Raw genomic sequence first — 26,015 nt, forward strand, 5'->3', positions numbered from 1 at the left:
AGGCCGGATAAGGCATTTATCCCGCCATCCGGCAGGGCAGAATTACATACGCATCCCAACCGCCAGGCGGTTGAAGCAGTTCATCAGGCTGATGGCAAACGTCAGATCGCTGATTTCTTTCGCGCTAAAATGGTCGAGCAGCGGCAGATAAACATCATCTTCCGCGTGGCTGCTGGCGATATGAGTGACCGATTCGGCCCACGCCAGCGCTGCACGTTCCTGTTCACTGAAATGGTGGCTCACTCGCCAACCTGCCAGCGCGTCGAGTTTAGCCTGCGCAACGCCTGCTTTGCGGAGCGCCTTACTGTGCATTTCCAGGCAAAATGCGCAGCCGTTGATTTGCGAGACCCGCAGGTAAACCAGTTCCGTCAGCGTAGGTTCCAGTGCGCAATTTTCCAGCGCTTTGCTGGCCTGAACCAGAGCGTTATAGATTTCAGGACTGAGTTCATAATAGGGCTGGCGTAACATTGTCATGGTATTTCTCCTCGTTTGGATAACCCGCAATGTAGCACTATAATGGACTGCTACAGAGAGCCATATTTTTGCAAAAAAAGCAGACCATAAATGCCGCGCTATCAACAAATCGCCCGCCAGTTAAAAAATGCCATTGAGACAGGTGAACTCAAACCAGGCGCAAGATTGCCCTCCAGCCGGACGTGGTCCCAGGAACTCGGCGTTTCGCGTTCGACGGTGGAACATGCCTATGCCGAGCTGGTGGCGCAGGGCTGGCTGGCTCGACGTGGGCAGGCGGGAACTTTTGTCAGTGAGCAGTTGCGACCAGAGACCGCACCTGCGGCTCCCGCTATCTTCGCAGGAGAAAATCCCAGACCCCAACCTTTTCAGATGGGGCTACCCGCACTCGATCTCTTCCCGCGTGAAGTATGGGCGCGGGTGATGGGCCGACGTTTACGCACCCAAACGCGTTTTGATCTGGCGGTGGGGGAGGTTTGCGGCGAAAGGGTGCTGCGTCAGGCGATTGTTGATTACCTGCGCGTTTCACGCAGCATTGAGTGCCAGCCGGAGCAGGTTTTTATCACCTCTGGCTATGCGGCATCGATGACGTTAATTCTGCGCGCGCTGTCTCAACCCGGTGAAGGGATGTGGGTCGAAGATCCCGGGTTTCCGTTGATCCGACCGGTGGTGGCTCAGGAGCGAATTGCGCTGATGCCGGTTCCTGTTGATGCCAATGGTCTGGATGTCTGCGCTGGGATCCGCGATTACCCGCAGGCGCGCTTTGTTTTGCTTACACCCGCGCATCAAAGCCCGCTGGGTGTGGCCCTTTCATTGGAGCGTCGCCATCAGTTGCTGGAGTGGGCGGCCCGCACCCAGGCATGGATTATTGAAGATGACTATGACAGTGAATTTCGCTACCACGGTAAACCGTTGCCGCCGTTGAAAAGCCTGGATGCGCCGCAGCGGGTGATTTATGCCGGAACGTTCAGCAAATCAATGTTTCCTGCTCTGCGCACGGCATGGCTGGTGGTGCCCATGACTCAGGTCGAGCATTTTCGCCAGCAGGTGGCGCTGGCGGCCTGTAGCGTTCCGGTTTTATGGCAACAAACGCTGGCGGATTTTATGCGCGAGGGGCACTTCTGGCGGCACTTAAAACGCATGCGTCAACATTATGCCCAGCGACGTCAGTGGATGGTAAATGCTCTGACCGAACACGGTTTTAGCGTGCTCCCGCAAGAGGGTGGGATCCAACTGGTGATGAGTGTAGACGCAGACGATGTTGCGTTAGTACGTAAAGCGAATCGGGCAGGTCTGGCCGTACAGGCCTTGAGCCAGTGGCGTATAACGCCGAACGGACAAGGGGGAATATTATTGTCATTTACCAATATTAGCTCAGCGGAAATGGCGCAGCAGGCGGCCTATCAATTGCGGCAGGCGCTGACATAAATCTGCACGGTTCTTAAGATATTCGTCCCACCGTCTTCACTCGTTTATGGACTTTTCTGAAAGCGTTGCTAATGCTGAATCAGGTAAGGTAAGCCCGCAGTAAAAGATAACGAGGAAAATAATATGTATTTACGACCTGATGAGGTGGCGCGCGTACTTGAAAAAGTGGGCTTTACCGTTGATGTAGTGACGCCGAAAACGTACGGCTATCGACGTGGTGAAAATTATGTGTACGTTAACCGGGAAGCACGTATGGGACGTACCGCATTAGTCATCCATCCCACGCTTAAAGAGCGCAGCTCTTCACTGGCGGAACCTGCGACAGACATTAAAACCTGCGATCACTACCAGCAATTCCCGTTGTATTTAGCCGGAGAGACCCATGAGCATTATGGTATTCCGCACGGCTTCAGTTCGCGTATTGCACTTGAGCGTTATCTGAGTGGGTTATTTGGCGACGTTAACGCTAACTAATAACGCGACTGGCAGGGCCAGTCGCGAAGAGGCGTGTCAGGCTTTAGCCTGGTGATAGCTGCTGACCTTAAACAGGCGGCGGCAATAATCAAGGAAGTAGCCGTATACTGCGCCCATCAGCATCGATACCACGATGTTCGAACTTACCGCAGCCGTAATCTGGTGCCAGTCCGCGCCAACCGTCAACAGAATAATCACGTAAACCGGCGACTGGAAGGTGACATAAGCCAGCACGTCCGCCAGGTTTTTTGCCCATCCTGCCTGCGTGGCTTTACGTGCCGCGCGCATAAACAAATCACGGTACATGCCGTATGGCCAGGCGATCAGAATATTGACAGGGATGGCCACCAGTCTGGAGTACAGTGACTGTTCAAAGCTCATTCCAGAAAGGAATATCTCGATCAACATGTTCACGACAGAACAATAAACAACCATCGCGAACGTGTCTGCTACAGCATGACGCAAGCGTGACTGCGGAGAGAACATGTTAATGCTCCTTGTAAAAAGGGGAAAAAAGGTTTTGAATACCTTCAATGCTAGTGATTTGTCTTGCTGCTTTCGCGTTTCAATAGGATATCTGCCTGGATAATAACTAGCAACTAGCTTAAAATTTTTATTTATTGCCTTTTTGTCGATAAAATGCTCTGGATTGGTTTGATTTTTGTTCGTTTTGGTGTTTTCGTTGTTCTGCTGATTAAAAGTATTTTATATCAATAGGTTATGAAGACTTGTTTTTCTGAATTTTTTGCGCTCCTTTTCTGAAAGTTGACTGATGTTCAGAATGTGCGCGTGCCGGCCCCGGGCAATAAAGTGATGTGTTTATCAGACGATGCGCTGAGAGGTCATGCGAGTATATTTACAGTGACTATCCTGGGAATATAAAATATTTGATGTCAGGTTTCAGGATAGCCATTTAAATAACGGGGTTGGCTATTTGTTTTATAATCTGCGAAAAAATTAGACTGGAAAAATAATAATCAGTCGCATACAATATTTAGCGTGATACCATTTTTACGTTAAAGAGGTTTTGTTAATATGAGTTCAATGTTAAAAAACTTAAATAATATCCGCTCGCTGCGTGTAATGGCACGTGAATTTTCCGTTGATGTGCTGGAAGATATGCTCGAAAAATTCAGAGTAGTGACTAAAGAACGCCGCGATGAAGAAGAACAGCTACAGCGCCAACGTGCAGAACAGCAGGAAAAAATTAATAATTTGCTGGCTCTGATGCAGGCCGATGGGATCAATCCGGAAGAGCTGCTGAGTATGACCCCAGCGACGTCGCGGGCAGTTAAAAAACGTCAACCACGCCCGGCGAAATATCGTTTTACCGATTTCGACGGTGAAACAAAAACATGGACCGGACAAGGTCGGACACCAAAGCCAATTGCCCAGGCGCTGGCTGCCGGTAAATCTCTTGATGACTTTTTAATCTAATTATAAATGCGGTGAGGGTGTCCTCACCGCCTGTTTTCAGCAAACGCCGAAATCACCGTCTTCGGTATATCGCGTCACATCAGCTGCTTTCAGTGTGAATTTTTCACCGCTTTCATTACTGGCTTGTACCGCCACAATTTGATCTTCGTTGACTTCGACAACTTTCAGTTTAGGTCCGCCCATGCGTGGTTGAACCAGATCGCCAGGTTTAAACATATTGCGCTCCTTTATTTATCGCACAACTCACCATAGATCACGTCAATCGACGGGTACAGCGCTGTTTCAGGTATTACCGCTTAATGAGTACGCCGGTTCCAGGGCATTTTGTCCAGCAATCGCGCCATGCCGCAAAAGCCGGTGAGGCCAGCGAGTATCAGCCCGGCACCCACAAAACCGCTCAGCAGAAAGAAGGCGCTGTTGACGGCGTATCCGAGAATGACGCCGAGTAAGGCAAGGCTACCTGCGGCTATCTGCACCTGACGCATCAGCGGCAGTGGTTGTGAACTGTCTTTTGCCACGGGTAAACCTGCGGCTTTCCAGCCATCGATTCCACCTTCCAGCAACCAGACCTGCGCAGGCGCGGCAATGGCGCTGAGTTTGTTCGCTGCATTTTGTGTGCGTTTGCCTGACTGGCAGTGAAAAATCACCTGCTCGGCGCGTAAATTCGCAGGCAACGATCCCTGCTCAAGCGTGGGTAACGGTGCCAGATGCGCCTCAGGAATATGCTCGTGCAGGTACTCGTCGGCATCGCGGATATCAATCAGTTTCGCGCCTTGCGCGACCAGCGTCTGCGCCTCGCGCGGGGAAATCTTCCCAATGGTCATGATGGCTCCTTATGGGCAATACAGTGTTTTTAATGTGGCGATCAGCGAATTCACAGCCGCATTTTTAATGGAATAAAGGATGCGCTGGGCATCGCGCTGGCTGTCTATCAGACCTTCTTCACGCATACGCGCCAGATGCTGGGACGTGGCGGAAGGACTCAGTCCGGTAGCGCGTGCTAACTCGCCCGCGCTGGTACCGGGCGAACCGCAGAGCATGCACAAAATCAGCAACCGCTTCGGGTTACTCATCGCTTTAAGCAGAGCGGCAGCCTGTTCAGCGCTGGCCTGGAGTTGTTCAAGTTCAGTCATATGTATTTAAGCATAATCTAAATTAAGTGAATTCTAAAATAAAAAGCCAACGTACGCCAGCGTAAAGAGCGTAAAGGAGGGTAAAACAGCAGGGGAAGGCTGGCGGATTTGAGTAGAATGGCTACTCTTAGAGATAAAATCTCTTTTTAAACAATGATTAACTTTTTGCTTGTAGGGAGTGTGTATGGGTTTCTGGAGAATCGTTTTTACTATTATTCTGCCCCCGCTTGGCGTACTGCTGGGAAAAGGATTCGGCTGGGCGTTTATCCTTAATATCGTTCTGACGCTGCTGGGCTACATTCCTGGTTTGATCCACGCCTTCTGGGTACAGACGCGTAATTAATACTTCCTTTCATAAACGGCGCATTTGCGCCGTTTTCTTTGCCGTCCTCTCTCCTCTGCTACACTTCCTGGTGTTGCTTGTTAATAACCGAGGTGGATATGGGACTCTTCAATTTTGTGAAAGATGCAGGTGAAAAACTTTGGGATGCGGTCACCGGAAATCATGACACGGCTGATCTGGCGAAGAAGGTGCAGGAACACCTGAATAAAACCGGCATCCCTGATGCAGATAAGGTGAACGTGCAAATTAACGAAGGCAAGGCCACCGTTTCTGGCGATGGATTAAGCCAGGAAGCGAAAGAGAAAATCCTGATTGCGATTGGTAATATTTCCGGTATCGCCAGCGTGGACGATCAGGTTAAAACCTCTGCACCCGCGAGCGAAAGCCAGTTTTATACCGTGAAAGCGGGCGATACCCTGAGCGCTATTGCCAAACAGGTTTACGGTAACGCTAACCTGTACAATAAAATATTCGAAGCGAATAAACCGATGCTGAAAAGCCCGGATAAAATTTATCCCGGGCAGGTGTTACGTATTCCGGAAGAATAATGATGTGCGGGCTTATTCCGTCAGCAGCTTGCCGGACATCGCCTGTTGAATAATTGGAATCGGCGTCAGCAGGTGCTGGCGCATTAATTCGCTGGCGCGCACGGCATCGCGTGCCAGAATGGCTTCGGTCAGCGTTTGATGCTGATCGTGTTTATCTTCCAGCATCTCGACTGACAGCACCGTTTTACGTAGCCAGATAAACCGGTAACGTGCCGCTAAATCAAACAATCGTTCGCGCATTTGCAGTAGATATTGGGAACCGCAGCCGGCGACAATCGCCGAGTGAAATGCCTGATGGCGCTGATCCCATTCATCAAGCATCTGTTCACTGGCGTCCACAGCTTCAAGCTTACTGAGCATATGCGCCCGTGCCAGAATCTCCGCTTCCCAGGCGTCGTCGCCGCGTTCGATGGCCAGTGCGACCAGCATGGCCTCCATATTGGCGCGGGCATCGAAAATATCGAGCAATTCCTGCTCGGACATCGGGGCGACACGATACCCTTTCTGATTAACCACCGTGACCAGTCGCTCCGCCACCAGCTGTGAAAGCGCTTCGCGCAGCGGTCCTACGCCAAGCTCATAGCGCGAGGTCAGCAGGCTCATACGCAGTTTCTCATCAGGCTGATAAATACCGCGGATGATGTCGTTCTTGAGCCAGCGGTATCCATCAATGGCCGTCGGTTGGGGAATGGCGGTCATGGTCTTACTCCTGAATAAATGTCCCGGCGTGCGCCGGGAACAGATTTAATGCGTATTTTGCAAGGGTGCTTTTTGCCACGATAGCAGTTTTTTCCAGCGTGCCATAATGGGCACCGTGCAAATAATTCCTATGGCTAACAACCCGGTAGAGATAACCTCCAGCTGTTGCGCCGGGCGAAAGAGCATAACCACCAGCACAAAGATAATAAAGGCGATAACCAGCCAGGTCAGCCACGGATAAAGCCACATTTTCAGTTTAATTTCACCGCCTCGCGCCAGCAGAATTTTGCGCATCCGCAGTTGGGAAATCGCGATCACCAGATAAACCAACAGGGCGATGGCGCCGGAGCTGTCGATCAGGAATTTAAACACTTTGGCCGGGGCGTAATAGTTGACCACCACGGTGAGGAATGCCGCCCCCGTAGACAGCAACACCGCCACGTAAGGCGTTTTACTGCGGTTAGTTTTCCCCATAAAGGCGGGGGCATCGCCACGACGGCTCAGGGAATAGAGCATACGGGATGAGGTATACAGCGCGGAGTTCAGGCAACTGGTCACCGACAACAAAATGACGAAGTCCATGATCAACTTCGCGTGTGGGATATGCAATAACTCCAGTACCGAGCGGTAAGAACCCACTTCTTTTAGCCCCGGCATGTTCCATGGGATCAGTGCCACCACCACGAAAATGGAGCACAGATAGAAGATGGAGATACGCCAGATAACCGAGTTGGTGGCGCGGACGATGTGTTTATCCGGGGTATCGGACTCGGCGGCGGCGATGGTAACAATCTCTGCACCCATAAAGGAGAACATGGTGATCAGCATCGCGCTGAGTACGGCGCCAAAACCGTTCGGCATAAAGCCGCCCTGATCCCACAGGCGTGAAACGCCGCTAACCTCAGCATAAGGATAGAAACCGCTAATCGCCACCGCGCCGAGGACAATAAACGCCAGAATGGCAATCACTTTGCACAGCGCCAGCCAGAATTCGAATTCACCGTAATTTTTGACGCTCAGCAAATTACTGCCGGTTAATGCCAGCGTGATAACCAGAGAAAATAACCAGACAGGTATGCCTGGGATCCAGGAATGCAGAATGATGGCGGCAATATTGGCCTCCAGTGGGATAACCAACACCCAGAACCACCAGTACAACCAGCCGATGGTATAACCTGCCCATGGGCCAATGGCTTTATCGGCGTAGGTGGAGAAGGAGCCGGTATCCGGGGTGGCGACGGCCATTTCGGCCAGCATGCGCATAATCATCACCACCAACAGTCCGGCAAACAGATAAGCTAATAATACCGCGGGACCGGCTTCTGCAATCGCCACGCTTGAACCTACGAATAAACTCGCGCCGATAACCCCGGCAATAGACAGCATGGTGACGTGGCGTGATTTCAGCCCGCCCCCTAAATCATGTGATTGTGACACTTGCCCCATCTTGTAAACCTCTCGAAAGTATTTCACTTGGGAGAGCACCCCGGCATTCCCGCGCCGGGGCACGCGTATTATTGTTATTGACCCTATGTGCCGGATGGCGGCTCCGCCTTATCCGGCCTACGGATTGCTTTTTTGTATAGTTAGCCCTGCTTCGCCTCAGCAAAACACTGGGCGATGATGTCCAGCCCCTGGCGGATTTGCGCATCTTCAATGGTCAGCGGGACAAGGATGCGCAGCACGTTGTAGTAAGGCCCGCAGGAGAGCAGGATCAGCCCTTTATCACGCGCGCGCGCCACCACTTCTGCGGTCAGCTTGGCGTCTGGTTTCGTATGGTCGCCGTCTTCGAACAGTTCGATGGCGATCATCGCCCCCAGCCCACGCACGTCGCCAATTTCGCGATGCGTTTCGGCGATAGCCAGCAGGCCTTCGCGCAGGGTTTGCCCCAGTTCGTTGGCCTTTTGCAGCAGATTTTCCTGCTCGAAAATGTTCAGCACCGCCAGCGCGGCGGCACAGGCAATCGGGTTACCGGCATAGGTACCGCCAAGGCCCCCCGGCGGGATAGCGTCCATGACGTCGGCGCGACCGGTTACCCCTGCCAGCGGGAAGCCGCCAGCGATAGATTTGGCGAAGGTGGTAAGATCGGGCGCAACGCCCATCTGCTCCATGGCGAACAGCGTACCGGTGCGGCCCGCGCCGCTCTGCACTTCATCGGCAATCAGCATGATCCCGTGTTCGTCACAAATGGCGCGCAGACGCTGCATAAATGCCGGGGTGACCGCGTAAAAACCGCCTTCGCCCTGGACGGGTTCAATGACGATGGCGGCAACGTCTTCCGGCGCGGCATCATTTTTGAAGATGCGGTGAATACTGGCGATAGCATCATCTTCACTGATGCCATGCAGCGGGCAAGGAAAAAGTGCGCGATAAACATGGCCCGGCATCAGCCCCATTCCGGCGGAGTACGGGTTGACTTTCCCGGTCAGCGACAGGGTGTAGTGGGTACGGCCATGATAAGCGCCGCTGAAGGCGATCGTACCTGTACGTTTGGTGGCGGCGCGGGCAATTTTCACCGCGTTTTCCACGGCTTCAGAACCGGTGGTCACCAGCAGGGTTTTCTTGGCGAAATCGCCCGGCACTTTCTTGTTCATGATTTCGCACAGCTCCAGGTAGGGCTCATAGGCCAGCACCTGGAAGCAGGTATGCGACAGTTTTTTCAACTGCGCTTCTACCGCAGAGACAATCTGCGGGTGCAGGTGACCGGTATTCAGCACCGCAATACCGCCAGCAAAATCGAGGAATTCGCGGCCTTCAACGTCCCAGACCCGGCAGTTTTCTGCCCGCTCGGCAAAAATAGGGTGGATCTGTCCTACGCCACGGGGAACGGCGTTGCTGCGACGTTGCATGAGTTCTTTGTTGGTGCTCATCAGGTGTTCTCCAGTATTTGTTTTATTAAAGGCCGATACACATATATTTGATTTCTAAGTAGTCTTCGATGCCGTATTTCGATCCTTCACGGCCAAGACCGGAGGCTTTGATCCCACCAAATGGGGCGACTTCGTTGGAGATGATGCCGGTGTTAATCCCGACGATGCCGTACTCCAGCGCTTCGCCAACGCGGAAGACGCGGCTTAAATCACGGGCGTAGAAATAGGCTGCCAGGCCAAACTCGGTGTCATTGGCCTGGGCGATGACGTCAGCTTCGTCTTTAAAGCGAAACAGCGGCGCCAGCGGGCCGAATGTCTCTTCTTTGGCGACCTTCGCGTTGTCAGGTACATCGACCAGAATGGTGGGCTGGAAGAAGTTCCCACCCAGCGCATGAGGTTTACCGCCAGCGATAATGCGTGCGCCTTTATCCAGGGCATCGGCGATATGCTCCTGCACTTTGGCAACCGCTTTCTCGTCGATCAGCGGCCCGGTGGTGACATCTGGTTGCAGACCATCACCGAGGCGCAGCTTGCTCACCGCCTGCTCGAGTTTTTCGGCAAACTGCTCATACACGCCGTCCTGCACGTACAGACGGTTGGCGCAGACGCAGGTTTGCCCCGCGTTACGGAACTTCGACGCCAGCGCGCCTTCCACGGCTTTGTCGAGATCGGCATCATCAAAGACGATAAACGGCGCATTGCCGCCCAGCTCCAGCGACACCTTCTTGATGTCTTTGGCACACTGTTCCATCAGCTGACGGCCAATTTCGGTGGAGCCGGTAAATGACAGTTTGCGCACCAGCGGGTTGCCGGTCAGTTCGTTGCCGACCGCGCTTGCTGAACCGGTCACCACGCTGAATACGCCAGCCGGGATCCCGGCACGATTAGCCAGCTCTGCCAGCGCCAGCGCGGAATAGGGGGTCTGGCTGGCCGGTTTAAGCACCATGGTGCAACCCGCCGCCAGTGCCGGACCGGCTTTGCGAGTGATCATCGCCGCCGGGAAGTTCCACGGCGTAATCGCGGCGGTAACGCCGATCGGCTGCTTGATGACGATCAGACGCTTATCAGCCTGATGGCCGGGGATCGTGTCGCCATAAATGCGTTTGCCCTCTTCGGCAAACCACTCAATAAATGAGGCGGCATAGGTGATTTCGCCTTTGGCTTCCGCCAGCGGCTTACCCTGTTCCAGGGTCATCAGACGAGCAAGATCGTCCTGATGTTCAATCATCAGGTTGAACCAGCGACGCAGAATATTGGCCCGTTCTTTGGCGGTCAGCGCACGCCAGGCGGGTAGAGCGCGGTTCGCGGCGTTAATGGCTTCACGGGTTTCATCCGCCCCCATTTTCGGTACGCTACCCAATTGCTGACCATTGGCGGGATTCGTTACTGCGATGGTCTCGCCGTTGTTGGCGTCACGCCAGTTACCGTCAATCAACGCCTGTTGGCGAAATAAGGTTGGATCGTTTAGTTGCATAATTACTTCCTGTCTTAATCATGTTAACGGGTGAATGCGGCGTGTAATGTCTCCACGCTACGTGCCGCACGCAGCGTGCGTCCGGGATTACTCTGGCTCTCCAGCAGCGCATGTACTTTGCCGACAATATGCGCGCCGATAGGGAGCGCTGACGTTGCTGCCGGAGAAGGGGCGTTGCAGGTATGAATGGAGCGTGGCGTTGTGACAAACAAGAAATCGTCGATCAGCTTGCCGTCCGGCGACACCGCCTGCGCCCGCACGCCCGCAGGCCACGGTTGCAGATCTTTCTGCGTCAGACTGGGACAGTACTTTTGCACCAGCCGTAGATAGCCGCTTTTGCACAGCGAATTCTTCATTTCGCCAAGCCCGGAGCGCAGGTTGTTTTGCAGCACGCGGCGGATGCCGGAAGAGCCGAAGATCTCCAGCGTATCGCTGAGTGAGAAATCACGTTTACGGTAACCTTCGCGTTTAAATGCCAGTACCGCGTTGGGGCCCACCGTGACGCTGCCATCAATCATGCGGGTGAGATGCACACCGAGAAACGGCATCGCCGGATCGGGGATCGGGTAGATCAGATGATTGACTATCTGGTTATGTTCTGACGCCAGACGGAAGTATTCGCCACGGAACGGACAGATGATAAAACCGGGTTCAACGCCGAGCATTTTCACCAGTCGATCGGCCATCAGGCCGGAACAGCTTATCAGCGTTGCGCCTTCATATTCGTGCCCCTGACGGGTATGGACGATCACGCCCGCGGCGTGTTCTCTCAGCGCGCTGACCTCGGCGTTGTAAATAATCTCACCGCCTTTGGCCTGGAAAATCTTCGCCATCGCGGCGGTTACTTCGCGGTAGCTGACGATCCCGCTCGACGGGACAAAAATGCCGCCCAGCCCGGTAATGTTGGGTTCACGCTCGCGTAGCTCCTGCGCATTCAGCCATTCGCGTTCCAGGCCGTTAGCAGCGGTGCGATCCCATAGCGCGCGCATACGCTCCATTTCCAGAGCGGAGGTGGCAACCAGCATTTTTCCGCAGACGTCGTAGCGGATGCCGTTTTGGTCGCAAAAGGCTTTGGTGGCGCGATTTCCGGCCAGGCAAAACTGCGCCTTCAGGCTGCCGGGCGTGTAATAAACCCCGGCATGAATCACGCCGCTGTTATGGCCCGTCTGGTGACAGGCCGGGCCGGACTCTTTTTCCAGCAGCGCGATTCTGGCGTCCGGATAGACATCAATCAGTTGCATGGCGGTCGACATGCCGATAATGCCGCCGCCAATAATCACAAAATCATACATCCGCTTTTTTCCTTCGCCCTTACTGATGGGTCTGGTAGTGGTTGCTCGCGTAAGCGAAATAACCACGCTGACGCATCAGTTCGCGGCGCAGGTCAGGATGCGAGGTGAAGCGATCGCGGCCGTGCAGCCAGAACAGGTTGTTGATCAGCAGGAATTTACCCACGGGAACCGGAACGGAAATAATGTTCTTGCTGGTTTCCAGCGCATCGGACAAGTCGCTCAGCCAGACGCCTTCTTCATAGTCTTTCGGCTGGACGAACTGGTCGATGTAGCGCATTATCGGGCGGCCCTGCTGGTCAACGTCAAATACCGGATGGAACACATCCTTGCTGACGTTTTTGCTTGGCGGCGCGGCAAAGCGCATCGCGCGACGCGCCAGCGGATGGGTAAAGTACTGCTCCAGATGTTCCCAGTCGTCGAGGTGCAGCAGCAGCGAGTTACCGCCGGTCATGTTCTGCTCGTCGATCTTCATCATCAGCACGTAATCGGTGATTTCTTCAAGGTAGGTTCCGTCGTTATGTAGCTCCATAACACGGTGCGGCTGGCGCAGATAGCTGTCTGAGTTATCGACGTTTTTCACCACAAAACGGGCATAGTATTGACCGCTCATCGCATCAAAATTGGAGCGTCCGATCAGATGCGCGACCGCCGTCGCCAGTTTGACCATTTCTTCAGCCTGGGCCACATCATCCACGCCGACGGCGTTGATCAGCAGCGCGCCTTCGGCACGATCGAGCAGCGTTTTCAGCAGCAGGGGCTGCAACTGGTTGCCGCACAAATCATCGAGGATCTTGCCCACTTTGAAGCGCAGGAAAGATTTGTATTCCAGGGCCTGCACCGGCCACTGCGCGACGGCCTGTAGAAATTGCTCAGTGGTCTCGGCAGAAAAAGTCAGCTCCAGCAGACGTGGAGACTGGACTGATGGTTTCAGTGTGAAACCTCTGTAGTGCTGGGCTGGATCTTCAGCGTTCGGTTGTACGGCAGTCAGTGCGTTCATCAAATCGATCCTCTCAGTAGATTGTCAGGGAGATATGGCGCAGCTCGTTTCGTAGCCATAAATTAAAAATATCTACATTTTTGAAAAACGCGCACACAATGAGCTTGTTTGTTTCTTATTTGTGATCAAAAACAACAATTATTTAACATTGCAAAAGGTGAGGATTTAGAGGCTGGATGGATACTGAGTGGCTATTTCAGGGGCGAAAGCCCCTGATTTTAAAGAGGAAGATAAGGTGTATTAATGTTCCAGGGCGATGGCGCAGACGTGTTCCACATGAGTCAGATCGTGATATAAGTCGGGCAAGGTCATCTTTTGACGAATTACGATTTTGAGATTAACCTCAATTTTGCCCTTCTTGATATCCCTGATAGTGATGTTTTCGATAATGTTTTTCTGTTGATGAATGCGGGTTATCAGACTTTCCACAGCGTTTCGTTCATCAAGAATAACCCGCACTTTCACTTTTCCGGGAAACTGGTTTCTGGTCTGTAAGAAGATAATGAATGGGCTTAGTTTGATCGCTAATAAAAATAAAGCCGTGGCAAAAACAGCATGAAAATAAAAACCGGCTCCGCAGGTGATTCCCACCCCTGCAGATGCCCAGACAATTGCCGCAGTCGTGAGACCAGAGATAGCATCGTCATGTCGGTGCAGAATGACTCCTGCACCGAGAAAACCAACGCCGCTGATAATCTGCGCCGCCAGGCGCATAGGATCGCTACGGATATTCATCGAAATTTCTGCATAGTATTCAGCAGATTGTATTGATACGACAGTTAATACACAGCTGGCTACGGATAAAATAACGCAGGTTTTGAAGCCGACCGGTTTCCCTTTCGATTCTCTTTCCAGGCCAATAATGCCACCCAGAATAAATGCAATACTGATTTTGATGATCGTAGTTAAAGGCAACAATCCTTGCTCATTGATGATGGCGGCCAGATTATTCATGCAATTACCTTAATGAGAGAGTCTTTAACGATCAGGAGTTTGCTTTTTTCAATGTGAGGTCCGTTTTGCGTTTCGAAATATCGTCCCGGAAGAAAATCAGGAAGAATACGCTGACCACTGCGGCAACGCCTGCTGAAACTAGCCAGAATGTTTCCCATTGTGGCAACGCCTCTGGACCTTGTTCCGTCACGGTGTTGTTAAAGATTTGCCCGCATACGGTGGAGGCAAATAGCAGACCAACGCCGTTGGAGACGATAAATCGCAAGCTTTGGGCTTGTGCTTTAATCTCTGGCGCTGCTTTACGGTCAACATAAATGTCGCCCACGGTAAAGAAAAAGTCCCAGCAGAATCCTTGTAACATCAGGCCGATCAGCACAAACATCATGTTGGCATCCAGCGAGGCATTAGCAAATAATAGTGTGCGGATGATCCAGCAGACGGCGCCTAACATCAGCGTGATTTTGAAGCCAGCTTTCAGTAAGAAGAACGACAGCAGGAACATGAAAATGACTTCACAGGCGATGCCAACCTGCATCATTGAGGCGGCGTTATCGAATCCAAGCGCTTTTAAAAAGACCGGGATATAGGCGGAATAAGCCGTTTTTGGGATCATCAGGACAAAAATACTGAGCATCAAAACCGAGAAGCTGCGGTCTTTGAAGAGCGCCAGAGCATCCAGACATAACAGATCGCGAAGCGTAAACACGCTTCCTTTTGCTTTCGGCGGGGTATTTGGCAACGTAAAACAGTACAGGCCGAGAACAACACCGGAGGCCGACGCAATATACCAGGTGATGGTATTTCCAGAATAACCCATTTCACCAATGATAAAGCCGATGACCATAAAGCCAAATGTGCCGAATACACGAATAAATGGGAAGTATTTTACTCCGTTAATGTGGCTGAAACTGATACTGTTCGCCAGCGCAGTTGTTGGATAAAACAGCAGACCAACCAGGAAAATCATGGTTAACGTCATACCTGTGTTTTGTGCCTCAATAAATTGCGGAACAAACAACAGTACACCAGCATTAATTAAATGCAGGATCGCCATGACTTTTTGTGACGCAAAGAAGCGGTCGGCGACCATGCCAATAAATAGCGGGGAAAGAATAGTCGCCAGGCCAAGCAAAGCATAGGATGAGCCAATAATTGTTGCCATACCATAGGTGCTCAATACCAGCCCCATGGTCATATTCCAGGCACCCTGCATGAAATATTGTATGAACATCATAATCAACAGGCGTGGTGTTTTATTAAGGTCCATATTGCATATCCTTACTGGTTGATGCTCAGGTTAAGCCCGTCCCAGGCGACAAGAATGTTCTCTTTGTCGCATGCCGCAACGAGATCGTCGTGCAGCAGACCTCCGCTGTGTGATATATGCGAGACGATAAGTTGGCTATTTTTCTCAAGGCAACCGAGTTCCGCAAGCCTGTCTCTGGCGGCGAAGACGGTTTCCAGACTCATGTGGTTATTTGTACGATTATCACCATTAAAACCGTAGGTGCACTCCAGGACAGTCAGATCGATTTTTTTCCCTTTCAGCCATTGCCATGTGAGCTCAGGAAACCAGCCTGAATCATGTCCATAGAAAATTGACTGGCCTTCTTTTTCAATAAACCAGGTATAACAAAGCTCCCACTTGGCATGGTTAGCCAGCAGCGGAGTGATGCGGTATCCGCGAGTTTCAACGGTCACGAAGGGCACCAGGCAATGAAAAGCAAATCTTTCAGCGCTGTAGCCTGGTAACACTTCCGCAGCACCGTTAATTGCACGGTCATTACCAAAAATGTGCAACGGATGAGTAATTTCAAATCCATACCCTTCCATACGGCTAAAAAGATCGCCGACGTTGAAATGATCGGGATGAGTATGTGTGAACAATAGCGATCTGATCTCTGTTGCGTCCAGGCCATCTCGCAGCAGTTGTTGGCTGAATTCAGGCGCCACGTCAATGAGCAGTTCATCGTCGATAATCGCTGAAGAGTGTGTGCGTAAGTCTTTACTTTTACGAATGCGGGCTTGCTGGCAGTGCTCACAACGGCAAAAAGGATTGGGGATCCCTTCAGATGCAGCGGTACCCAGAAAATGAATCTTCATGTTTCCCTCTTAATGACAAATGTGATTGTTGTTTTTTTAGACGTTTATGTAATAAAACGTAATTGGAACGTGTCAATTATGATTCCAGTGTTTTATATGAACAACGATCTTTTGCCTCAGAAGTGATCCTCTTCAAAAATTATAAAATTTATACATATATTTCATTGTGTTAATGTTTTTTCGTGAATGAGGTGTGTCTATCGATAGCGTCAGGCTTTTATTATGACATGCTTATAAAATGCACTTTTTAATATTGTAACGTTCAAATTTTAGTGCTGAAGATAGTTTCCTGATGAGCGCCGTGCTAGCATCAAAGCATCAGGGGAAGGATGTAAAAATGCCAACTATCAAAGACATAGCAAGAATTGCCGGTGTGTCGCATGGGACTGTCTCGAATGTGCTCAATGGCAGAGGGAATGTAAGCGTCGAGAAGATTGAAGCGGTTCAACGTGCAGCCCGAGAAGTTGGCTATCAGTTGAATGCGCAGGCGCAATCGTTAAGAGCCAGCAAAAGTCAGGGATTGGCATTGATTCTGCCCGACATCAATGCCGAACAGTACTTTCAACTCTATCGGGGATTGCATCAGGTTTGGCAGCCTTCATTAAGCGAACCGATCGACCTTTACCTGACCAACGATCTGCCTAATCTTGAGCTGGAGATTCTGCAAACGCTGGCGGCAAAGTCTTATCAGGCTGTTGTCTCGGTCAGTTGCCTGAATGACAGTCAGCCCTATTACGACTTGCTCAGGCTTTCCCCGGAAAATATTTTGTTTGCATATCGCCAGCCTGTCGGCGCAGTTTGTTATTTTAGCCTTGACTATGTGACTGCAGGCGAAGAAATAACGAGGAGGGCGCTGGCGCAGCAGCCGGGCCATATTGGTGTTTTTTGCGAACGTCTGGAATTTTCCCATAGCGCGAGTTTTACTCAGGCGATACAGGAAACCTGCCGGGAATTAAGTCCGCATACGAAGCTTACGATTTTACCTGCACATGCCAGTGAAGCTAACACCGTCGCTTTTGACTTTTTTCGTGGGGCAATTCCCGATCTGTTTATTGTCCAGGACTCTGAGAGAACGCGAGCACTGACGCAAGCAGCCTGGTTTGGTAGCTCCCAGTCCTGCCCGCCGATATTGCAACTGAGTGATAATCTCCCTGCATCCTTCGACGGGATCACCAGCTACCAGATGGATTATGGTCGCCTGGGGACAACTATTGCCTCCAGTATTCGCCTGCCTAAAAGTAAAGAAAAGCATCGTATTCTGACAAATTGCGGTTTTTCCTGGAATGGACAGTACGTGCCGCCGCCTGAAACAGAGGCGACGCTGAATATGTTAATTTTACCGAGTCCTTCGACTGATGCGTTGAAGAAACTGTTACCCCACTTTTATCGCCAGACCGGTATTAAGGTAAATCTTGCGGTTTATCCCTATGATGAAGTTTTTGAAATCCTCTCCCACCTTCATCTACATCCTTATTACGATTTACTGCGAATCGATATGGCGTGTTTTCCGTGGTTTGCAGAGAAAGCACTCTTGCCGCTGGAATCCGTCTCTTCTGAGCTTCCATTGCTGTTGGAAAATTTCTCTGAGCAAATTCAACAGCACTTCAGCATGGTGAATGGGACCGCATGGGCAATACCCTTTGATGCCAGTATGCAGCTTTTGTTTTATCGACGAGATCTGTTTGAAGACGCGACGATTAAACGGATGTTTTATGAAGCAACGGGAAAAGAGTTAACGCTGCCAGAGAGCTTTGCGCAATTTGATGAGATAGCGGCTTTCTTTAGTCAATTACATCAGCCAGAAAACAGACAGCGCCCGATGGGAACAGCGGTGACGCTGGGAAGCTCGGGGCTTATTGCTACCGAGTATCTGCTGCGTTACTACGCGCTCGGTGGGCGTTTAGTGCGCGAAGGCGAGCCGGTACAACTCGAGCCTTCACTTGCCGCAACTGCACTCGAACAATATCTACAACAGCTTTCTATCGCCGTGAATCTGCCCGGTGAGTGGTGGAGCGACGCGGTAAAACAGTTTGAGCGTGGAAATCTTGCCATGCTGATCATGTATCTCAATTTGTTCAACGATGTGGCGCACACGGCCATAGCGCCCACTATTGGCTATGCTCCCGTTCCGGGGCAACTTCCACAATTGGGGGGCGGTTCCATTGGAATGTCCCGCTACAGTAAAAAGAAAAAACAGGTTGAGCAGTTCTTTCATTGGCTTTATTCCGATGAAATTGCGCGCCATCTGGTTTTGCTGGGAGGAAATAGCGCCTGGTCTGGAATATGTCACGATCAAAACGTTCTCAATCTCTACCCGTGGTTTAATTTATTGAATGAAAAAGGCATGACGGGAATAAGGGAGTCTGAGGGAAGTAAAGGTGAACCTTTCAACCTGCGCCAGGCAGAGATTATTATCGGGCAAGGTGTGACGAATGCAATTAACGGCATTATGGATGTCTCTCAGGCCGTGGAATATATTAATGCGCGAATAAGAAATGAAACGGGTGCCTGAAAATAGGCAGTGGCTTGCCTCTTACTGATGACGTAAGAGGCAAGGTCATGCTTTTATCAGTAACCTACTTTATAAGTACGCCCGGTTTGGATGCCTTCCACGCTGCGGCGATAGGCGTTGGCAACGGTAGCGGCCGGGACGCTTTCAAAACCCGGAAAGAAATCGTCGTAGGCTGCGGCGGATTCACTGAGCACGGTTGGGCTAATCAGGTTGATACGCAGCCCACGCCCCAGCTCACAGGCCGCCGCGCGAACAAATCCTTCCAGACCGGCATTGATCGTTGCCGCATTCGCCCCCTGCGCGATGGGTTCATGGGCGATGATGCCGCTAATGAGCGTAATTGAGCCGCCATCATTGAGAAAATGCTGCCCGGTTAATGTCAGACGAATCTGGCCTAACAGCTTATCCTGTAAACCCTGATTAAAATCCCGATCGGTCATGGTGGATAACGGCCCAAAGAACAAATTGCCGGTGGCGGAAACGATCGCATCTACCCGTCCGACTTTTTCAAACAATGCCTCGACACTCTCCTGGGAGGTGATATCAACCTGGTAATCTCCCTGCGTGCGGCCCACACGGATCACTTCATGTTTACGGCTTAATGCTTCCGTAACTGCACGACCCACCGTACCGCTGGCACCAACAATAACGATTTTCATAACCACCTCCGCAATAGTGTGAGCCGCTATTCTTTAACGAAAATGAAATCGGATAAACTGGCCAAAAGTTAGATGATTACTAACCAGAGGTTTGCAATATGGATAAACTGCGCGGCATGGAAACGTTTATCGCGGTGGTAGAGAGCGGGAGCTTTACCACCGCGGCCACGCGACTGGGGATGTCTGCGGTGATGGTGGGGAAGTACATCACCCACCTTGAAACGCAACTCGGTACGCGCCTGCTGGAGCGCAACACACGTCGCCAGAGCCTGACCGATGCCGGTCGTGTCTATTTTGAAGAAGCCCGGCGTGTGCTGGAACAGGTGTCGATAGCCGAACGCTCAGTGGAGCGTCTGCGGCTGGCGCCTGCGGGGACGCTGCGCATCAGCGCGCCGACCTCCTTTGGCGCCTGCGTTATCTCGCCGTTGGCCGCCGCGTTTTTACAGGCCTGGCCGGAAGTGCGCATTGAACTGGATCTGACCAATCGGATGGTCGATCTGGTGAATGAAGGAGTTGACCTGGCGATCCGCATTGGCGATATCCATCAGACTGATGTAGTGGCGAAATACCTGTGTCCGTACCGTATGGCGATTTGCGCGTCACCGGATTATCTCGCTCGTCATGGCACCCCCTTCACGCCCGCGGATCTGGTGGATCATTTGTGCCTGTCCCACACCGTGTGGACGGCCCGCAACGAATGGATGCTACCGGGCGCGGAAGGCGAAGTTCGATGGAAACGCGATGCGATCCTGCGCTGTAACGATGGTCATGGCCTGCGTATGGCGGCAGTGGCGGGGGCGGGGCTGTTGTTACAACCGGAGGTGCTGTTGGCGGAAGAGTTAGCTACTGGCAGGCTGGTGCGGGTGCTGGAGGCGTTTACGCCGCAGCCACGACCCATTCATCTGCTGTGGCGGCAAGATTTGCGTGCGTTGCCAAAGCTGACGCGGTTTGTCGAGCACGTTCTTAGTGCAGTTCAGGAATTAAGATGAAAATGCCGGATGGCCAGCGCCATCCGGCATATTACTAACCGATATCCACCTGCGGTTTGCTGTTACGCTTACGGATCAGGCGCAGCACCGGCGGGATAACGATAACCAGTACCGCCATCACCAGCAGCACTTTCGCTACGCCGCTGGCCCACAGAATATCGATGCTGCCGTTACTGATAGACAGCGCCCGGCGCAGGTTCTGCTCCAGCATTTCCCCGAGAACGAAGCCTAAAATCAGCGGCGACATCGGGAAGTGCATCTTACGCAGAATGTAGCCCAGTACGCCAAGGGCGACCATCAACACCAGATCAAAGGTTGTGCTGTGAACGGCGTACACGCCAACCGCGGAGACTGCCGCGATAGCCGGTACCAAAAACCACAGCGGGATGGTCAGCATACGAGTAAACAGGCCGATCAGCGGGATGTTCATCACCAGCAGCATCACGTTGGCAATCAGCAGCGCCGCAATCAGTCCCCAAACGATATCCGGCTGCTCGGTGAACATCGCCGGGCCAGGGGTGATGTTGTACAGGGTCAGCGCACCCATCATCACCGCCGTGGTGCCGGAGCCTGGAACGCCGAGCGTCAGCATCGGAATAAAAGAGCCACAGGCCGAGGCATTGTTTGCGGCCTCAGGTGCCGCCACACCGCGAATATCACCCTTGCCGAAGCTGTCGCTGTTGCCGCTGAGCTTTTTCTCGGTCATGTAGGTGATAGCGCTGGCAATGGTGGCGCCTGCGCCAGGCAGAACGCCGACGAAAAAGCCAATCACCGATGAACGCAGGGTGGCGCCCACGCACTGTGCGCCTTCTTTGGCATTGAACAACATGCGGCCCGTTTTACGCACCAGCGTCTGGCCACTGCTGGTATGTTCCAGCATTAACAGTATTTCTGAGACAGAGAACAACCCAATCACCACCACGATAAACTGCACACCGTCGGAGAGATGAACGCTGTCAAAGGTAAAGCGATAAACCCCGGTGTTGGCGTCCACGCCGACGGTCGCGAGGCCGAGACCGATAAGCGCTGCCAGAAATGATTTCAGCGGATTTTGCGCCATCATGCTGCCGAGGCAGGCAATGGCGAAAACCATTAAGGCGAAGTATTCGGCCGGGCCGAAGGACAGCGACCATTGGGCTAACGCTGGGGCAAACAAAATGATGCCGCCGATAGCGATAAGCGAACCAAAGAATGAGCTGACCGCCGAGATAGAGAGCGCAACGCCGCCACGCCCTTGCTGCGCCATCGGGTAGCCATCCAGCGCGGTCATAATCGCTGCCGCATCGCCGGGCACGTTCAGCAGGATCGAGGAGATACGCCCGCCGTATTCACAACCAATGTAGACCGTCGCCAGCAGGATCAACGCAGATTCAGCCGGCAGGTGCAAAGCGAAAGCCAGCGGCAGCAGGATCGCCACGCCGTTAATCGGCCCGAGGCCGGGCAGCAGCCCGACGATGGTGCCGACAAAGCAGCCAATCAAGGCGATAACCAGGTTTTCCGGCGTCATCGCCACCGCGAAACCCTGAGAAAGATAAATCCAGGTATCCATCGTTTCTCCGTTAACCCAGCCAGGCGCCGAGTGGTAAGGTGACGTCAAGCAGCCGGTCGAAGGCATACCACAACAGAATGCCGAGTACCGCGCCGGAAATACCCGCAGCCGGAATGGTTGCGCCGAAGAGCATGCCAATCACCACGGTGAGAATGGCGGTGGCGATGGGAAAACCGAGCCATTCAAAACCCCAGGCGTACATCAACAGAACAATCACCATCGTCAGCAGCTTTTGCAGCACGTGGCGGCGTGGCCAACTGATGGTGTCAGGATGGCGCAACAGCAGCGCCACGGCGCATACCAGCATCAGGCTGATAATGCCCAGCGGAAAGGGGCGCGGGCCAACCGGCTCATAGCTGTATTCGCTGGTGATTTGCCAGGCCACGAACAGCCCGGCTATACAGAGCAACAGCCAGATACCTGCAAAAATACGATCGCTCATCATCTTTGCCTCTGCGCTTATTTCGCCAGACCGAAGGCTTTCGCCTGCTCACGATAATCCGTAACCTGCTTCTTCACGTACTCGTCGAGCTGCTTACCGCTCATGTTGAACTCGAACAGGCCGCGGAGATCGCGCTGCTTTTTAAATTCCTCAGTCTGCTGGAGTTTGTTAAAGGCATCGACCCACCACTGGTATTCGGCATCGCTGACCTTTGGTCCAACGTAGAAGCCACGAATGATCGGCCACACCAGGTCGTAACCCTGCTCTTTGGCCGTTGGCACATTGGCTAACTGACCCGGCAGGCGTTCTTCCGAGAACACCGCGAGCACGCGGATTTTGTCGCCGCTGAGATAAGGCACCATCTCGCTGAGATCGCCGGAAACTACCTGCACGTGATTGCCCATCAGCGCGGTAACCGGTTCACCGCCGCCCTCAAAGGCCACATAGCGCATCTTGTGCGGATCGACGTTGGCTTTTTGCGCCAGCAGCGCCGACTTCATCCAGTCCTGACTACCGATTGAGGCACCCGCGCCAATAACTACGCTGTTAGGATCTTTTTCCATTGCCGTCAGCAGATCTTTCAGCGTCTTCCATGGTGAGTCCTGGCGTACGGCTATCATGCCGTAATCCGTGCCCACGCTTGCCAACCAGCGCACGTCATCCACGCCATAGCGACCAAATTTACCTTGTGACAGGTTCAACAGGGAGCCGCCGGAGAAAGCCACCACGGTACCCGCTTCAGCCGGGCGTTGAGCGACGATTGCGTTATAGGCCACAGCGCCAACGCCGCCGGGCATGTAGGTTACGCGCATCGGTTTTTCGATAGCGCCGGTTTCCATCATGCTCACCTGAATCAGTTTGCAGGTGAGATCGAAGCCACCGCCGGGTTTCGCTGGGGCGATACATTCGGTGCGCGATGGCGCTTGTTCTGCCAGAACAGAGGTACTCATCAGTAAAATGCTTGCAGTAAGGGTACGAAGTAATTGTTTTTTCATTGTTTATCCTCACACCGGAAAACCGGATTTTCGGGTACGGAAGAAGATTTTTGTGATTATGTGAACCGATGTGTAGCAGTTCGGTTGCGTGATTGTTAAAACATTAACCTTTCAATTCCCTTTCAATGCGGCAGAAACTTTACAGGATGTGATATGCGTCTCTTATTAGCGGAAGATAACCGTGAGTTAGCTCACTGGCTGGAGAAAGCGCTGGTGCAAAACGGTTTTGCCGTCGACTGCGTTTTTGATGGCCTGGCGGCCGACCATCTTTTACATAGCGAAACGTATGCGCTGGCGGTGCTGGACATCAATATGCCGGGGCTGGACGGTCTTGAAGTCGTCCAGCGGCTGCGCAAGCGCGGTCAGACGCTCCCCGTTCTGCTGTTGACGGCGCGCAGCGCGGTGGCCGACAGGGTGAAAGGGTTAAACGTCGGGGCCGATGATTATCTGGCAAAGCCGTTTGAAATTGAGGAACTGGATGCCCGGCTGCGGGCTTTGCTTCGTCGCAGCGCGGGGCAGGTGCAAGGCATACAGCAACTGGGGGAGCTGGCGTTTCACGATGAAGGCTATTTTATGTTACAGGGACAGCCGTTGGCGCTTACGCCGCGTGAACAGGCTCTGCTGACGGTGCTGATGTACCGTCGCCTGCGTCCGGTTTCGCGCCAGCAGTTGTTTGAACAGGTTTTCAGTCTAAGCGATGAGGTCAGCCCCGAAAGTATCGAACTGTACATCCATCGTCTGCGTAAAAAACTTCAGGGAAGCGATGTGCGCATCGCCACGTTACGTGGTCTGGGCTATGTGCTGGAGCGTAGCGATGAAATGGGTTAAGCCCCAGTCGTTGTATCTGCAACTGCTGATGTTTCTGGGATTACCGCTGCTGTTGCTGTGGGGACTGTCGGCATTTAACAGCTATGTCAGCGCGTTACAGGCGGCGACGCAGGCGTATGATCGGACCCTGCTCTCGTCCGCCAGAACCGTCTCTGAGCGGTTAGTGGTACGTAATAAACGACTGGAAGTGAATGTGCCGTGGGTGGTGTTGGACAGTTTTGAACTGAATATGAATGACAGGCTGTATTACAAAGTGGTCGACCCGGCGGGGAAGGTGATATCAGGTTATGACGATTTACCTGCGATGTCGCCTGCAACCTCGCGCACCCGGCTTTATCCGGCGCTGGCGTGGTTTTATCACACTGAATATCGCGGCGAGGCAATCCGCGTGGCACGTCTTCTTCAGCCAGTCAACGAGGGCGGCATTACCGGTATGGCGGAAATTTATGTCGCTGAAACGCTGCAATCGCGGCGGTATCTGGCGCGACAGCTGCTGTTCTCCTCGTGGGTTTCGCAAGGACTGCTGGTAATGCTCACGCTGGTGCTGGTTGGCTGGCTGCTACGCCGGGTGCTACGTCCGATGCGCCAGTTGTCATCGCTGATGGTGCGTCGTGAGCCTGGGCTGCTGACGCCGTTGCCGGAACTGTTGCCGTGGTCGGAAACCCGTCTGCTGATTGTGGCTTTCAACCGCTATCTGGACCGACTTCGTGGCCTTATCTCTCGTCAGGAACGCTTCAGCGCGGACGCATCCCATCAGCTTAAAACGCCGTTAGCGGTACTGAAAACTCAGGCTGCGGTAGCCCTCGCCAGCCCGCAGCCTCAGCAATGGTTCGAGAGTTTACAGGCCATGAGCGTGACTCTGGATAACACTATTCAGCTGACGGAAAGGCTGCTTCAGCTGTCGGCTGTGAAGCGCAAAGAGCAGGAAGAAAAGCACTTCTCACCGGTTAATTTGTATGAGGTGGTGCAAAGCAGCTGTTTTACCCGGCTGGCGCAGGCGCGCAGTAAAGCTATCGATCTGGGTTATGAGGGGGAACAGGGCGCGGTGTGGATTGAGGGCGATGAAGTCCTGCTCGGCGAGCTGTGTGGAAATCTACTGGATAACGCCCTGAAATACACCCCTGCGCATGGGGTGGTGACTGCCCGACTGCAGCGTGAAGGCGAAGCCGTGGTGCTGATGATTGAGGATAGCGGGCCAGGTATAGATGACCAGATGGTTCATCAGGCGATGCTACCGTTTCATCGACTCGATAACGTTGGCAATGTCCCTGGCGCAGGAATTGGTCTGGCGCTGGTTAACGACATTGCTCGCTTACACCGTACGCATCCGCAGCTGGCACGCAGCGAAACATTAGGTGGGTTAAGCGTGCGGGTGCGCTTTTTAAGCGTTGTTGCCTGATATGTTTTTATTGTGGCGCCCGGCGCTCAAATATAATTAAAAGTAATTAACTTTGTTATTGTTGCATTTTTAAATATCACCATAAGGTATTTGTTGTTATTTAATTACAGCGTTTAGCCACAATGAAAAGTGGGTTCAGAATAAATCAAGCAAAGCCGTAGTGAAATTTGTCATACATAAAACACTTTTCATAGACTATGTTTTGTTCATTGTCAATGGTGGTTTTGTTGTAAAAAATGAATTTTTTTGATTTGGTGGTTAAAACTTATGTTGCATTAATTTTCTTTAAAATCATAATGATGAGAGCGAGTGGGTGGTTTGTATCACACTAATAAACATTATTTTTTACATTTACTGACAATGGGTCATTGCGTTTTTTAGACTTGTGATATAATTAGCAACATGAAATGAGAAAAAAA

27 protein-coding genes are annotated in these 26,015 nt (G+C 52.4%); 9 read left to right on the top strand and 18 right to left on the bottom strand.

The window, feature by feature from the left end:
• Positions 1–42: 42 nt before the first annotated feature.
• Positions 43–474 carry a carboxymuconolactone decarboxylase family protein gene (locus AC534G_RS05695; protein ID WP_110497062.1) on the bottom strand — a complete coding sequence of 144 codons (432 nt, stop codon included), beginning with the start codon at positions 472–474 and terminating at the stop codon, positions 43–45.
• A 90-nt stretch (positions 475–564) separates the two neighbouring features.
• On the opposite strand from AC534G_RS05695, the gene pdxR reads away from it, so the two are divergent.
• Both pdxR and AC534G_RS05705 read left to right on the top strand, forming a co-directional pair.
• Positions 565–1,899, top strand: coding sequence for a MocR-like pyridoxine biosynthesis transcription factor PdxR (gene pdxR, locus AC534G_RS05700; protein ID WP_085048885.1), 1,335 nt, complete (start codon positions 565–567; stop codon positions 1,897–1,899).
• Between the two features lie 123 nt (positions 1,900–2,022).
• The gene (locus tag AC534G_RS05705; protein ID WP_038632969.1) at positions 2,023–2,373 is read left to right on the top strand and encodes a DUF2002 family protein; all 351 of its coding nucleotides are present in this window, start codon (positions 2,023–2,025) and stop codon (positions 2,371–2,373) included.
• Between the two features lie 36 nt (positions 2,374–2,409).
• Here the strand turns inward: AC534G_RS05705 and alaE are convergent, their stop codons facing one another.
• A complete protein-coding gene (alaE, locus tag AC534G_RS05710) occupies positions 2,410–2,859 on the bottom strand; it encodes an L-alanine exporter AlaE (RefSeq protein WP_003037259.1) in 450 nt (149 codons plus the stop codon).
• Positions 2,860–3,408: 549 nt separating this feature from the next.
• Here alaE and stpA point away from each other — a divergent pair.
• Positions 3,409–3,810, top strand: coding sequence for a DNA-binding protein StpA (gene stpA / locus AC534G_RS05715; protein ID WP_038632963.1), 402 nt, complete (start codon positions 3,409–3,411; stop codon positions 3,808–3,810).
• A gap of 36 nt (positions 3,811–3,846) precedes the next feature.
• On the opposite strand, the gene AC534G_RS05720 is transcribed toward stpA, so the two are convergent.
• From AC534G_RS05720 to AC534G_RS05730, 3 genes are all read right to left on the bottom strand, one after another.
• The gene (locus AC534G_RS05720) at positions 3,847–4,026 is read right to left on the bottom strand and encodes a GDFGVC terminal motif YodC-like protein (protein ID WP_038632960.1); all 180 of its coding nucleotides are present in this window, start codon (positions 4,024–4,026) and stop codon (positions 3,847–3,849) included.
• Positions 4,027–4,106: 80 nt separating this feature from the next.
• Positions 4,107–4,634 carry a rhodanese family protein gene (locus AC534G_RS05725; protein WP_038632958.1) on the bottom strand — a complete coding sequence of 176 codons (528 nt, stop codon included), beginning with the start codon at positions 4,632–4,634 and terminating at the stop codon, positions 4,107–4,109.
• Positions 4,635–4,643: 9 nt separating this feature from the next.
• Positions 4,644–4,943, bottom strand: a complete 300-nt coding sequence (locus AC534G_RS05730; protein WP_006687216.1) for an ArsR/SmtB family transcription factor — start codon at positions 4,941–4,943, stop codon at positions 4,644–4,646.
• A 184-nt stretch (positions 4,944–5,127) separates the two neighbouring features.
• Between AC534G_RS05730 and AC534G_RS05735 the strand changes: the two genes are divergently transcribed.
• The gene (locus AC534G_RS05735; protein ID WP_038632951.1) at positions 5,128–5,286 is read left to right on the top strand and encodes a YqaE/Pmp3 family membrane protein; all 159 of its coding nucleotides are present in this window, start codon (positions 5,128–5,130) and stop codon (positions 5,284–5,286) included.
• 98 nt (positions 5,287–5,384) lie between these two features.
• Positions 5,385–5,834 carry a peptidoglycan-binding protein LysM gene (gene lysM / locus AC534G_RS05740; RefSeq protein WP_038632949.1) on the top strand — a complete coding sequence of 150 codons (450 nt, stop codon included), beginning with the start codon at positions 5,385–5,387 and terminating at the stop codon, positions 5,832–5,834.
• Between the two features lie 12 nt (positions 5,835–5,846).
• Here lysM and csiR read toward each other — a convergent pair whose 3' ends face one another.
• The 9 genes from csiR to AC534G_RS05785 form a co-directional block, all read right to left on the bottom strand.
• Positions 5,847–6,533: a DNA-binding transcriptional regulator CsiR gene (csiR, locus tag AC534G_RS05745; protein ID WP_038632944.1), complete on the bottom strand. Its 687-nt coding sequence runs from the start codon at positions 6,531–6,533 to the stop codon at positions 5,847–5,849.
• 45 nt (positions 6,534–6,578) lie between these two features.
• Positions 6,579–7,979: a GABA permease gene (gene gabP, locus AC534G_RS05750; protein ID WP_069324592.1), complete on the bottom strand. Its 1,401-nt coding sequence runs from the start codon at positions 7,977–7,979 to the stop codon at positions 6,579–6,581.
• Between the two features lie 140 nt (positions 7,980–8,119).
• Positions 8,120–9,403: a 4-aminobutyrate--2-oxoglutarate transaminase gene (gene gabT / locus AC534G_RS05755; RefSeq protein ID WP_038632940.1), complete on the bottom strand. Its 1,284-nt coding sequence runs from the start codon at positions 9,401–9,403 to the stop codon at positions 8,120–8,122.
• Positions 9,404–9,428: 25 nt separating this feature from the next.
• Complete coding sequence (gene gabD / locus AC534G_RS05760) at positions 9,429–10,877, bottom strand: NADP-dependent succinate-semialdehyde dehydrogenase (RefSeq protein ID WP_110497064.1); 1,449 nt, start codon at positions 10,875–10,877, stop codon at positions 9,429–9,431.
• 23 nt (positions 10,878–10,900) lie between these two features.
• On the bottom strand, positions 10,901–12,169 hold the full coding sequence (lhgO, locus tag AC534G_RS05765; RefSeq protein WP_038632934.1) for an L-2-hydroxyglutarate dehydrogenase: 1,269 nt from the start codon (positions 12,167–12,169) through the stop codon (positions 10,901–10,903).
• 19 nt (positions 12,170–12,188) lie between these two features.
• Positions 12,189–13,166 (bottom strand): glutarate dioxygenase GlaH, encoded by a 978-nt coding sequence (gene glaH, locus AC534G_RS05770; protein WP_110497069.1) that lies wholly within the window; start codon positions 13,164–13,166, stop codon positions 12,189–12,191.
• A 240-nt stretch (positions 13,167–13,406) separates the two neighbouring features.
• Positions 13,407–14,120 carry an MgtC/SapB family protein gene (locus tag AC534G_RS05775; protein ID WP_038632928.1) on the bottom strand — a complete coding sequence of 238 codons (714 nt, stop codon included), beginning with the start codon at positions 14,118–14,120 and terminating at the stop codon, positions 13,407–13,409.
• A 31-nt stretch (positions 14,121–14,151) separates the two neighbouring features.
• Positions 14,152–15,387 (bottom strand): MFS transporter, encoded by a 1,236-nt coding sequence (locus AC534G_RS05780; RefSeq protein ID WP_038632926.1) that lies wholly within the window; start codon positions 15,385–15,387, stop codon positions 14,152–14,154.
• Positions 15,388–15,398: 11 nt separating this feature from the next.
• Positions 15,399–16,223 (bottom strand): MBL fold metallo-hydrolase, encoded by an 825-nt coding sequence (locus tag AC534G_RS05785; protein ID WP_110497071.1) that lies wholly within the window; start codon positions 16,221–16,223, stop codon positions 15,399–15,401.
• Between the two features lie 337 nt (positions 16,224–16,560).
• Between AC534G_RS05785 and AC534G_RS05790 the strand changes: the two genes are divergently transcribed.
• Positions 16,561–18,735, top strand: coding sequence for an extracellular solute-binding protein (locus AC534G_RS05790; RefSeq protein WP_199981022.1), 2,175 nt, complete (start codon positions 16,561–16,563; stop codon positions 18,733–18,735).
• Positions 18,736–18,791: 56 nt separating this feature from the next.
• Here the strand turns inward: AC534G_RS05790 and AC534G_RS05795 are convergent, their stop codons facing one another.
• On the bottom strand, positions 18,792–19,394 hold the full coding sequence (locus AC534G_RS05795; RefSeq protein WP_069324597.1) for a short chain dehydrogenase: 603 nt from the start codon (positions 19,392–19,394) through the stop codon (positions 18,792–18,794).
• A gap of 98 nt (positions 19,395–19,492) precedes the next feature.
• On the opposite strand from AC534G_RS05795, the gene AC534G_RS05800 reads away from it, so the two are divergent.
• The gene (locus tag AC534G_RS05800; protein WP_110497075.1) at positions 19,493–20,383 is read left to right on the top strand and encodes a LysR substrate-binding domain-containing protein; all 891 of its coding nucleotides are present in this window, start codon (positions 19,493–19,495) and stop codon (positions 20,381–20,383) included.
• A gap of 34 nt (positions 20,384–20,417) precedes the next feature.
• On the opposite strand, the gene AC534G_RS05805 is transcribed toward AC534G_RS05800, so the two are convergent.
• From AC534G_RS05805 to AC534G_RS05815, 3 genes are read right to left on the bottom strand one after another with little or no spacing between them, the layout of a single operon-like run.
• Entirely contained in the window at positions 20,418–21,932 is a 1,515-nt protein-coding gene (locus AC534G_RS05805) for a tripartite tricarboxylate transporter permease (protein WP_038632911.1), read from the bottom strand.
• A gap of 10 nt (positions 21,933–21,942) precedes the next feature.
• Positions 21,943–22,377: a tripartite tricarboxylate transporter TctB family protein gene (locus AC534G_RS05810; protein ID WP_087050849.1), complete on the bottom strand. Its 435-nt coding sequence runs from the start codon at positions 22,375–22,377 to the stop codon at positions 21,943–21,945.
• 14 nt (positions 22,378–22,391) lie between these two features.
• A complete protein-coding gene (locus AC534G_RS05815; RefSeq protein ID WP_038632908.1) occupies positions 22,392–23,369 on the bottom strand; it encodes a Bug family tripartite tricarboxylate transporter substrate binding protein in 978 nt (325 codons plus the stop codon).
• Between the two features lie 153 nt (positions 23,370–23,522).
• Here AC534G_RS05815 and tctD point away from each other — a divergent pair, with 153 nt between their 5' ends.
• Both tctD and AC534G_RS05825 read left to right on the top strand, forming a co-directional pair.
• Positions 23,523–24,197 (top strand): transcriptional regulator TctD, encoded by a 675-nt coding sequence (gene tctD, locus AC534G_RS05820; RefSeq protein ID WP_069324600.1) that lies wholly within the window; start codon positions 23,523–23,525, stop codon positions 24,195–24,197.
• Positions 24,184–25,596: a sensor histidine kinase gene (locus AC534G_RS05825; RefSeq protein ID WP_110497077.1), complete on the top strand. Its 1,413-nt coding sequence runs from the start codon at positions 24,184–24,186 to the stop codon at positions 25,594–25,596. The genes tctD and AC534G_RS05825 overlap by 14 nt, the downstream gene beginning before the upstream one ends.
• Positions 25,597–26,015: the final 419 nt, after the last annotated feature.

The sequence above is a fragment of the Citrobacter sp. CRE-46 genome, from assembly GCF_059615875.1.